At 73.0% G+C, this 1,941-nt stretch carries 2 protein-coding genes; both read right to left on the minus strand.

Going from position 1 to position 1,941, the window contains the following annotated elements; genetic code table 11:
* Positions 1–939: sugar phosphate isomerase/epimerase (locus I59_RS09495; RefSeq protein WP_022903666.1), on the minus strand; the 939-nt coding region annotated here is incomplete at its 3' end.
* 31 nt (positions 940–970) lie between these two features.
* Positions 971–1,941 (minus strand): Gfo/Idh/MocA family protein (locus tag I59_RS09500; protein WP_022903667.1); only part of this gene is annotated, 971 nt, incomplete at its 5' end.

Here is a 1,941-nt window from a genome sequence, read left to right on the forward strand (position 1 = left end):
GCCGTCGTACCCGATGTGGTTCAGCACGCGGAACACCCGCTCCCACGGCACGTCCCCGTGTCCGGCCGTGACGAAGTCCCAGCCGCGCCGGGGGTCGCCCCACGGCAGGTGCGACGACAGCCGGCCGTTCCGCCCGTCGAGCTGCTTGACCGACTCCTTGCAGTGCACGTGGTACACCCGGTCGGCGAAGTCGAGCAGGAACGCGGCGGGGTCGAGGTCCTGCCAGACGAAGTGCGACGGATCGAAATTGAAGCCGAACGCCGGGCGGTCGCGGAAGACCTCCAGGGTCCGCGCAGCCGTCCAGTAGTCGTAGGCGATCTCGGACGGGTGCACCTCGAGCGCGAACCGCACGCCGACCTTCTCGAAGACGTCGAGGATCGGCGACCACCGGTCGTGGAAGTCCTGGTAGCCGGCGTCGATCATGCCCGGGGGCACGGGCGGGAACCCGGCGACGGTCTTCCAGATCGACGAGCCGGAGAAGCCGGTCACGGTCTTGACGCCGAGTGCCGCGGCCGCCCGGGCGGTCCACTGCAGCTCCTCCGCGGCACGCTGGCGGACGCCCTCCGGGTCACCGTCGCCCCACACGTGCTCCGGGACGATGTCCTGGTGCCGCTGGTCGATCGGGTCGTCGCAGACCGCCTGACCGACCAGGTGGTTCGCGATGGTCCAGACCTGCAGCCCGTTCCGCTCCAGGATCGCCTTCCGGTCCGCCACGTACCCGGGGTCGGTCGCGGCGCGCCGGACGTCCAGGTGGTCGCCCCAGCACGCGATCTCCAGGCCGTCGTAGCCCCACTCCCCCGCACGGCGCGCCACCTCCTCGAAGGGCAGGTCGGCCCACTGGCCTGTGAACAGGGTGACCGGCCGTGTCGGCCGCCCGGCATCGTCCGGCCTGGAGGCGCTGCTCGCCCCCGCCTCGTCGGTTCCGTCCGTCGTCGTCATCGTCGTCGTCCTTCCTCGCCTCTGCTGTGGGTCACCAGGACCCGGGGGTGGCCCCTGCGGGCACGGTCTCGGGCCGGTCGACCTGCGACCGCACCTCGACCACGGTGTGCTCACGGGCTGCCGTCGACACGGCCTCCATCACCTCGAGCACGTGGAACGCGAGCTCGCCGTCGGCCCGGTGCGGCCGGTCGGTGGCGATCGCGTGCGCCATGTCGGCGAGCCCGTAGCCGCGGCCGGCGTCGGCGTACCCGGCGCTCACGGGCAGCTCGCGCCACTCGCGGTCGTCGGCGGTCGCGATCGACACCGGGTCGGAGAACCGGTTCGGGTCCGGGACGCCGAGCGTGCCCGCGGTGCCGTACACCTCGAACAGCGGTGCCCGGGTCGCCCAGACCTCGAACGACACCGTGACCGTCGAGACGACCCCGTTCGCGTGTTCGAGGACCGCCACCACGTGCGTGTCGATGTCCACCCGGAGCGGGGTGCCCGCGGCGGGACCGGTCGCGATGGTGCGTTCGCGGTCGGAGCGGGTCGAGGCACCGCTCACGCGGACGACCGGGCCGAAGAACTGCACGAGGCTCGTCAGGTAGTACGGCCCCATGTCGAGCAGCGGGCCGCCGCCGGGCTGGTAGTAGAACGCGGGGGCCGGGTGCCAGAGTTCGTGGCCGGGCGCGGACCACGACACCGCGGCGCCGACCGGGCTCCCGATCAGCCCGTCGTCGAGGGCGGCGCGGGCGGTCTGGATGCCCGTCCCGAGCACCGTGTCGGGGGCGCTCCCGACCCGCAGGCCCGACCGTCGAGCGAGGTCGAGCACCGGCCGCGCCTCAGCCGTCGACATCGCGAGCGGCTTCTCGCCGTAGACGTGCTTGCCGGCCTCGAGCGCCCGGGTGGCGACCTCGGCGTGCGCGGCCGGGATCGTCAGGTTGAGCACGACGTCGACGTCGTCGGCGGCCAGGAGGTCGTCGACCGACGATCCACGGACACCCTGCGTCTCGCCGACGGACT

It is taken from the genome of Curtobacterium sp. B8 (genome assembly GCF_000333315.1).
Classification (GTDB): domain Bacteria; phylum Actinomycetota; class Actinomycetes; order Actinomycetales; family Microbacteriaceae; genus Curtobacterium; species Curtobacterium luteum.